Origin of the sequence: Actinophytocola sp., assembly GCF_035634895.1 — a bacterium.
Lineage (GTDB): Bacteria > Actinomycetota > Actinomycetes > Mycobacteriales > Pseudonocardiaceae > Actinophytocola.
Genome location: NZ_DASQCC010000060.1, coordinates 1 through 7,983, shown reverse-complemented (window position 1 = coordinate 7,983; position 7,983 = coordinate 1). Strand labels below are relative to the sequence as shown.

General features: G+C 70.8%; 9 protein-coding genes and 1 pseudogene. 4 read left to right on the top strand and 6 right to left on the bottom strand.

What is annotated here, in order from left to right:
• A pseudogene (locus VET29_RS08605) lies at window positions 1-84 on the top strand (WhiB family transcriptional regulator); the annotation flags it as partial.
• A gap of 66 nt (window positions 85-150) precedes the next feature.
• Here the strand turns inward: VET29_RS08605 and VET29_RS08600 are convergent.
• From VET29_RS08600 to VET29_RS08580, 5 genes are all read right to left on the bottom strand, one after another.
• Window positions 151-1,641, bottom strand: a complete 1,491-nt coding sequence (locus VET29_RS08600) for a sensor histidine kinase (RefSeq protein ID WP_324917180.1) — start codon at window positions 1,639-1,641, stop codon at window positions 151-153.
• A gap of 3 nt (window positions 1,642-1,644) precedes the next feature.
• Window positions 1,645-1,935 (bottom strand): mycothiol system anti-sigma-R factor, encoded by a 291-nt coding sequence (gene rsrA / locus VET29_RS08595; RefSeq protein WP_324917176.1) that lies wholly within the window; start codon window positions 1,933-1,935, stop codon window positions 1,645-1,647.
• Window positions 1,932-2,588 carry a sigma-70 family RNA polymerase sigma factor gene (locus VET29_RS08590; RefSeq protein WP_324917173.1) on the bottom strand — a complete coding sequence of 219 codons (657 nt, stop codon included), beginning with the start codon at window positions 2,586-2,588 and terminating at the stop codon, window positions 1,932-1,934. Before VET29_RS08590 ends, rsrA begins: the two co-directional genes overlap by 4 nt.
• Before the next feature lie 90 nt (window positions 2,589-2,678).
• Entirely contained in the window at window positions 2,679-3,290 is a 612-nt protein-coding gene (locus VET29_RS08585) for an alpha/beta family hydrolase (RefSeq protein ID WP_324917170.1), read from the bottom strand.
• A gap of 4 nt (window positions 3,291-3,294) precedes the next feature.
• Window positions 3,295-4,053: an SOS response-associated peptidase gene (locus VET29_RS08580; RefSeq protein ID WP_324917167.1), complete on the bottom strand. Its 759-nt coding sequence runs from the start codon at window positions 4,051-4,053 to the stop codon at window positions 3,295-3,297.
• A gap of 82 nt (window positions 4,054-4,135) precedes the next feature.
• On the opposite strand from VET29_RS08580, the gene aroA reads away from it, so the two are divergent.
• The 3 genes from aroA to VET29_RS08565 all read left to right on the top strand — a co-directional run bounded on the left by aroA (window position 4,136) and on the right by VET29_RS08565 (window position 7,420).
• Window positions 4,136-5,395 (top strand): 3-phosphoshikimate 1-carboxyvinyltransferase, encoded by a 1,260-nt coding sequence (gene aroA / locus VET29_RS08575; protein WP_324917164.1) that lies wholly within the window; start codon window positions 4,136-4,138, stop codon window positions 5,393-5,395.
• 100 nt (window positions 5,396-5,495) lie between these two features.
• Entirely contained in the window at window positions 5,496-6,521 is a 1,026-nt protein-coding gene (rsgA, locus tag VET29_RS08570) for a ribosome small subunit-dependent GTPase A (protein ID WP_324917161.1), read from the top strand.
• A gap of 80 nt (window positions 6,522-6,601) precedes the next feature.
• Window positions 6,602-7,420, top strand: coding sequence for a hypothetical protein (locus tag VET29_RS08565; RefSeq protein ID WP_324917158.1), 819 nt, complete (start codon window positions 6,602-6,604; stop codon window positions 7,418-7,420).
• Between the two features lie 44 nt (window positions 7,421-7,464).
• Here VET29_RS08565 and VET29_RS08560 read toward each other — a convergent pair.
• A partial coding sequence (locus VET29_RS08560; RefSeq protein WP_324917155.1) for an alpha/beta hydrolase occupies window positions 7,465-7,983 on the bottom strand: 519 nt, incomplete at its 5' end.

The following is a 7,983-nucleotide window of genomic DNA, read 5'->3' as shown; positions in this document are numbered from 1 at the left end:
GGCGTCTGGGGCGGGATGAGTGAGGACGAGCGCCGCGCGCTCAAGCGCCGCAACGCGCGCGTCCGCACACGCAGCAACATCTGACCCACGCAACAAAGCCGCAAGGCCCGGGAGCCACCAAGGCCCCGGGCCTTTGTGCTGGGGTGGGGGTTAGCGGCGGTGGGAGAGGGGGACGCGGAGTTGGGCTTCGGTGCCGCCTCTTTGTCTGCGGCGTAGCGAGAGGGAGCCGCGTAGTTCGGACTCCACCAGGGTGCGGACGATCTGGAGGCCCAGGCCGTTCGAGCGTTCCAGGGAGAAGCCGCGTGGGAGGCCTCGGCCGTCGTCGGTGACCGAGACGTCCAGCCAGCGGGCCGAGCGTTCGGCCGACACCACCACCTCGCCGCTCGCGCCTGGGGGGTAGGCGTGTTCGACCGCGTTCTGCACCAGTTCGGTCAGCACCATCACCAGTGGGGTCGCCACTTCGGCGGCCACCACGCCGAACTGTCCGGTGCGCCGGACGCGGACGTGGTTCTCCGCGACCGCGACGTCGCCCACTACCGGGATGACCTTGTCCACCAACGAGTTCAGGTCCACCCGCTCGTCCACCGACGTCGACAGGGCCTCATGCACCGCCGCGATCGCGGCCACCCGCCGGACCGACTCGCCCAGTGCGGCGCGGGCTTCCTCGCTCGCCGTGCGGCGGGACTGCAAGCGCAGCAGTGCCGCCACCGTTTGGAGGTTGTTCTTCACCCGGTGGTGGATCTCGCGGATCGTCGCGTCCTTCGACATCAACGCCCGGTCGCGGCGGCGGACCTCCGTCACGTCACGAACGAGCACCAGCGCGCCGGCCGCCTTTCCAGCCGGCCGCAACGGCAGCGCGCGGAACAGCACCGCCGCGCCGCGCCCGGACTCCGCCTCCGCGCGCATCGACGGTTGACCGTCCAGTGCCGCCAGGATGCGCTGCGCTATCTCCGTCGCGTCGAACGGGTCCGCGATCAGGCCGCGGGTCAATGGCGCCAGGCGCACACCGATCATCTCCGCGGCGTGACCCATGCGGTGGTACGCCGACTGGGCGTTCGGGGACGCGAAAACCACGGTGCCCGTGGGATCAAGTCGGATCAGACCGTCACCCACGCGGGGCGAGGTGTGCACGTCCGGGGCTGGCTCGGAGGTCGGGAAACTACCGTCCGCGATCATCTGGCACAGGTCGGCCGCGATCCCCAGGTACGCGATCTCCAGCGACGACGGCACGCGTGGCACCGCCAGGTCCGTCTCCCGCGACAGCACGCCGATGACCCGGTCGTCGTACGTCACCGGGATCGTCTCGCGGCGAACCGGGACGCCCAGGTACCAGGACGGGTCCTCCTCGCGGCACACCCGGCCGTCGAGGATGGCCCTGCGTAGCTGCGGGTGGTCGTCGACACCCACACGAGTACCGACGACGTCCTCCGGGTGGGCGGTCGGCGCGGTCGTCGCGCGGGCCTGCGCCACACAGAGGAACTCATCCAGCGCCGGGCCTTCGCCGACCGGGACCCACATGATCAGGTCGGCGAACGACAGATCCGACAGCAGCTGCCACTCCGCGACGACCATCTGCAGGTGGTCGACCTCGCCACCGGACAGCTTGGTGTGCTCCGCGAGCAGATCCGAGAGCGTCGACAAGGCTCAGTCGAGCCGGTCGTGCACCGGCACGCCGCCCTGCTCGGCGACAGTCTTCCTGATCTGGTCCCGGAGCCGCTGCTTGAACTCCTCCGGGGCGTGCTCACCACCGCACTTGCGTGCCAGCAGCACCTTCAGGTGCTCCTCGATGCCGTACTGCTCGAGGCAGGGGCTGCACTCGTCGAGGTGCTGCTCCAGAAGTAGGCGACGTTTCTCGTCGCATTCGTGGTCGAGAAACAGCCACACTTCGGACAGCACCTCCGTGCAGTCGGTGTCATGTGGTTCGCCGCAGCTCATGATCCGGTCACCTCACGGTCTGCCGACCGCAGAAAACCACGGTCACGAGCGACCCCTGCCAGCAGGTCGCGAAGCTGCCGCCGGCCACGGTGAAGTCGAGACATCACCGTCCCGATCGGCGTGTGCATTATCTCCGCGATCTCCTTGTAAGCGAAGCCCTCCACGTCAGCCAGGTAGACCGCGAGGCGGAACTCCTCCGGCAGCTGCTGCAGGGCCTCTTTCACGTCATTGTCCGGCAGCCGGTCCATCGCCTCGATCTCGGCCGACCGGAGGCCGGACGACGTGTGCGACTCGGCCTGCGCTAGCTGCCAGTCGGTGATCTCCTCGGTCGGGGACTGCTGCGGCTGCCGCTGCCGCTTGCGGTACCCGTTGATGTAGGTGTTCGTGAGGATGCGGTAGAGCCAGGCCTTCAGGTTGGTGCCCGCCGAGAACGACGAGAACGCGGCGTACGCCTTGAGGAAGGTCTCCTGGACCAGGTCCTCGGCGTCGGCCGGGTTGCGCGTCATCCGCAGGGCGGCGGAGTACAGCTGGTCCAGCAGCGGCATGGCGTCACGCTCGAAGCGCTCGGCCCGCTCCTGCTCGGTCTCAGCCTGTGGGTTTGGCTGGGTCTCGGTGCTCGGCACCGTGCTCCCTTCCACTAGGAACTGTCCCATCGTCGGGATCCCATGGGATCCCTGTGAGGATACGCGGCGAGTCTGGGTCAGCACGTAGGTGCGAACGCTGGGTTCCCCCAGGTCATTCCCTCAACCGAGGGGCCGCAAGATCCGGTCCAGCCAGTCCTCCACGGCCCGGAAGACGGCCGTCACGTCCTTTCTCAACGAGTGGTCACCAGGCATTACGACGATCTCACGGTGGTGCGCCGGCCCCGGCATGCCGAACGGGTCGGACTCGCCCTGGACCACCAGAGTGGGGACCGTCACGGCGTCCAGCTCCGGCATGCGGGTCTTTTCCGGCCGGCCCGGCGGGTGCACCGGGAAGGCCAGGCACAGGACGGCCACGGCCTGCCCGTCCGCCGAGGTCCGGCAGGCCACGCGAGCCCCCGACGACCGGCCGCCGAACACCAGCGGCAGGTCGCGGAACCACTCCGCCGACAGCTCCTCCACGACCGCCAGCCACGCCGTGTCGAGCTGCTTGGCCGGTGCGGGCGCGCGGCGGCCCGCGACCCGGTACGGCTGCTCGACCAGCGCGACGTGCACGCCGGCCGCCGCCGCGGCGCGGGCCGTCGCGACCAGGTCCGGCGCGCCCACCCCGCCGCCGGCGCCGTGCCCGAGCAGCAGCCCGGCCCGGCCCTCCGGGGCACAGTGCAGCTCCGCGCGGGCCGGCCCGTGCAGGGTGTCGATCGTCAGCCTCGTCATCCGGTCATCGTTCGTCGAACAACGTGAGGTCCGCCTTCTCCTCGTCACGTTCCAGCAGCTCAGGACCGTTGTTCCGGACATTGTTGACCCTGGTGGACACCGGGCGCAGCTCGAGTGACTCCACCAGCTCGAGCGACGGCGGCGTCTCGAGTAACTCGGTGACGTCGTCGGCGTCCGGGTCGAGCCACGACGCCCACCGGTCCGGGGTCAGCAGCTTCGGCATCCGGTCGTGGATGTCACCGAGCTGCCCGATCGCCTCCGTGGTCAGCACCGCGACGCTCACGACCGGCGGCGCGTCGTCGCCCTTGGCCGGGTCGCGCCACACCGTCCACAGGCCGGCCATCGCCAGGCTGTGGCCGTCCGGACCGGTCATGAAGAACGGCTGCTTGGCCTTGCCGTCCCGCTTCCACTCGTACCAGCCGTCGGCCGGGACCAGGCAGCGGCGCTTGGCCACCGAGGTCCGGAACGCCGGGGTCGTGGCGGCCTTCTCGGACCGCGCGTTGATCATCCGGGCGCCGACGGACATGTCCTTCGCCCAGGCCGGGATCAGGCCCCAGCGCATCACCCGCAGGCTGCGCACGGTCCTGTCCGGGTCCGGCTCGCCGTCGTCGTCGCGCGGGTGCCGCGCCACGACCGCCACGACGGACTTGGTCGGCGCGACGTTGTAGTCGACGGCCGGCGCGTGGTCCTCGGTGGCGTCGAGCGCGTCGAACTCCGCGGCCAGCGTGGCCGGGTCCTTGGTGGCGGCATACCTCCCGCACATGTCAGTCACCTCCTGGCCCGCATCGTGGCAGACCCCACCGACAGTCTGCACCGCGTGCGCGCGAGTGCGGGATCATCGTCGTATGAACCTGCCCTGGGTCGCGCCGCTGGCCACCGGACCCGTCCACGCCACCGTGGCCGTGCCCGGCTCGAAGTCGATCACGAACCGGGCGCTGCTGCTCGCCGCGCTGAGCACGCGCGGCGGGACGCTGACCGGCGCGCTGCGCAGCCGCGACAGCTTGCTGATGATCGGCGCGCTGCGGGCGCTGGGGGTACCCGTCGACGACTCCGGCGACCAGCTCGTCGTGCGCGCTCACCAGGGACTTCACGGTCCGGCGCTGGTCGACTGCGGGCTCGCGGGCACCGTCATGCGGTTCGTGCCGCCCGCCGCGGCCATCGCGGACGGGGAGGTGCGCTTCGACGGCGACCCGCGTGCCCGGGAACGGCCCATGAGCACGGTGCTGGACGCGTTGCGGGCGCTCGGCGCGGCCGTCGACGGCGACACGCTGCCGTTCACGCTGCACGGCAAGGGCGGGCTGGCCGGCGGGACGGTCACCATCGACGCATCGGCGTCGTCGCAGTTCGTCTCGGGTCTGTTGCTGGCCGGCGCGCGGTACGACGACGGGTTGACGGTGCGCCACGAGGGCAAGCCGGTCCCCTCGCTGCCCCACATCGACATGTCCGTGCAGATGCTGCGTGCCGCCGGCGTGGCCGTGGACGACTCCGAGCCCAACACGTGGCGTGTCGAACCCGGCCCGATCGAATCACGCGACTGGGTGGTCGAGCCGGACCTGTCGAACGCGACCCCGTTCCTGGCGGCCGCGGCGGTCACGGGTGGTTCCGTGACCGTCCCCGGATGGCCGGAAAAGACCAACCAGCCAGGTGATGTCTTCGGCGAGATCGCCGCGCGGATGGGCTGCACGGTCGAACGGGACGAGCGCGGGCTGACCGTGACCGGCCCCGAGCGGCTGTCGGGCATCGACGTCGACCTGCACGACGTGGGCGAGCTGACGCCGACCGTCGCCGCGCTGGCCGTCCTGGCGGACGGGCCGAGCGTGCTCCGGGGGATCGCGCACCTGCGTGGCCACGAGACCGACCGGCTCGCCGCGCTGGTCGCCGAGATCACCGGCCTCGGCGGCGACGCGAACGAGACCGAGGACGGGCTGGCGATCCGGCCGCGGCGGCTGGGTCCTGGCATGTGGCGGGCCTACGAGGACCACCGGATGGCGACCGCGGGCGCGATCGTCGGGCTGAGGGTGCCGGGGGTCGAGGTGGACGACATCGCCACCACGTCCAAGACACTGCCGGACTTCCCCGGGATGTGGGCGAAGATGCTGTCGTGAGACATCCGCTGGCAATCTCCGGAACCGTCACCTCACGTGACCACGCCGGCCGCTCGCTGCCCCTCTGGACCAACCGGGTTGCTCTCGGAGAGGCGGAACTGTGACGGGCCGCGACCGGAAGTCGGACTGGAAGCGCCTGGACGAGTCGGACGTCCGGGTGCGACCGGGCAGGGGAACCCGGCCACGCAGCAAGCGCAGGCCGGAGCACGCCGACGCGCGTGCGGCGATGGTCGTCGGCGTCGACCGCGGCCGGTGGACGTGCGCGCTGGACGGCAAGCCGGACCAGGAGGTCGTCGCGATGCGTGCCCGTGAGCTGGGCCGCACCCCGATCGTCGTCGGCGACCTGGTCGACCTCGTGGGTGACACGTCCGGCCGCCCCGACACGCTGGCCCGGGTGGTGCGGGTGGCCGACCGGTCCAGCGTCCTGCGTCGCACCGCCGACGACAACGACCCGTACGAGCGGGTGGTGGTGGCGAACGCGCAGCAGCTGCTGATCGTGTGCTCGCTGGCCGATCCCCCGCCCCGCACGGGTTTCATCGACCGGTGCCTGGTCGCGGCGTTCGCAGGCGGGCTGAAGCCGGTGCTGTGCCTGACGAAGTCGGACCTCGCCTCGCCCGACACCGTCGTCGCGGCGTACGCGGAGCTCGACCTGCCCGTGCTGGTGACCCGCGACGACCGCGAGCCGGAGGAGGTGCGCGAACGGTTGGCCAACCAGGTGTCGGCGCTCGTCGGGCACTCCGGCGTGGGCAAGTCGACGCTGGTGAACAAGCTGGTGCCGGACGCCTTCCGCGCGGTGAGCGCGGTGAGCGCGGTCGGCAAGGGCCGGCACACGTCGACGACGGCCGTCGCGCTGGCGCTGCCGGGTGGCGGTTGGGTGGTGGACACCCCGGGCATCCGGTCGTTCGGGCTGGCGCACATCGAGCCGGACGACATCGTGGCGGCGTTCCCCGAGTTCGTGGAGCCGGCCGAGGAGTGCCCGACGCACTGCGGGCACCTCGGACCGCCGGAGGACCCGGACTGCATGCTGGACGTGGTCACCGCCGAGGGCCAGGCGACGCCAGGACGGCTCGAGTCGCTGCGGAGGCTCCTCGCGTCCCGCGCGCGGTTGGACGAGTACGCCGACTGATAACGAAACGCATGTTCCACGCATGGGGTTACGCCGACCGGGCTACTCTGTGCCGCACATTCACTGAGGGAGAAATGGCTATGCGCAAGGCAGGTATCGTCCTGTCCGCGTTCGCCCTGGCGGTGACGCTGGGGGCATGCGGCGACAAGGGTGGCTCGGCCACGAACACGACCGACACGGGCGGCAAGGCGCCCGCCGAGGCGATGAGCCTCGTCGACCTCGCGAAGGCGCTCGGCGACAAGACGGTCGAGGCGAGCACCGCGCACATGAAGATGACCGCGGACGCGGCGGGCCTCAACATGACCGGCGAGGGCGACCTGAAGTTCGGGTCGTCGGACGCCGCGATCTCGATGGACCTGAACACGTCCGAGGGCTCGATGGCCATGGTGCTGCTGGACGGCGCGCTGTACATGAAGCTGCCGCAGGAGCTGGAGCCCGGCAAGCCGTGGATCAAGATCGACTCGAGCACGAACAGCGAGATCGCGAAGGCGCTCGGCTCCATGCAGGAGCAGCTGAGCAAGAGTGTCGACCCGCGCGCGACGCTGCAGGAGTTCGAGAAGGCCGGTGAGATCACCGACTCCACGGAGGAGGAGATCGACGGCAAGAAGGTCACGCACTACACGATCGACGTGGACGTGCAGAAGATGGTCGACCAGCAGGCCGACCCGGCCACCAAGGCGGAGATGCAGAAGGCCATCGACGCCGGCATGAAGAACCTGCCGGTCGAGGTGTGGATCGACAAGGACGGCCTGCCGGCCCGCTTCGCCATGGAGATGGCCGCGCCGAACGGCACCGGTGGCACCGCGAAGGTCAAGATGCAGGCCGACTACACGGACTGGGGCAAGCCGGTGAACATCACCGCGCCGCCCGCGGACCAGATCGCGAAACTGCCTGCCTGATCACGCACGTCGAGCGCCCCACCGGAGCCGGTGGGGCGCTCGTCTCATGTGGTGGCCTCGAAATGCTCGGCCAGTTGGGCGTTCACGGCCTCGGCGCCGCCGTTCACGGTCACGTGGTGGGCGTTCGCGGCGGTGTCCGCGATGCGTTGGGGCAGGCCGTGGACATCCTCCGCGCCGGACAGCACCAGCAGCGGGACGGTCACGCCCACCAGCTCCCCGAGCACGCTCTCCTCGTCGGCCGACGAGGAGAGGACCGCCGCCGAGCGGAACAGTTCGGGACGGCGGGCCATCAGGCGCAGTGCGACGGAACCGTTGCCGACCACGTGGGACGGGCCCAGGTCCAGTGCCTCGATCAGCGCCGCCAGGTCCTCGGCCAGGATGTCGACGTCCGCTTCGGTCGACCGGGCCCTGTGGTCGTAGGTGACCACCCGGTACGCCCGGCCGAACCGCGTCACCTGCGCCGCGAACACCGTGCGGTCGAGGGACGGCGCGTGGCTGAACACCACCGCCTGCCCGTCGCCGCCCGTGTCCTCGTACGCGAGCGTGGTTCCGTTGACTTCGAT

Coding starts and splice junctions, on each gene's coding strand:
- rsrA (WP_324917176.1), bottom strand. CDS start 1,935: ATGAGCTGCGGCGAACCACATGACACCGACTGCACGGAGGTGCTGTCC.
- VET29_RS08590 (WP_324917173.1), bottom strand. CDS start 2,588: ATGGGACAGTTCCTAGTGGAAGGGAGCACGGTGCCGAGCACCGAGACC.
- VET29_RS08585 (WP_324917170.1), bottom strand. CDS start 3,290: ATGACGAGGCTGACGATCGACACCCTGCACGGGCCGGCCCGCGCGGAG.
- VET29_RS08580 (WP_324917167.1), bottom strand. CDS start 4,053: ATGTGCGGGAGGTATGCCGCCACCAAGGACCCGGCCACGCTGGCCGCG.
- aroA (WP_324917164.1), top strand. CDS start 4,136: ATGAACCTGCCCTGGGTCGCGCCGCTGGCCACCGGACCCGTCCACGCC.
- VET29_RS08565 (WP_324917158.1), top strand. CDS start 6,602: ATGCGCAAGGCAGGTATCGTCCTGTCCGCGTTCGCCCTGGCGGTGACG.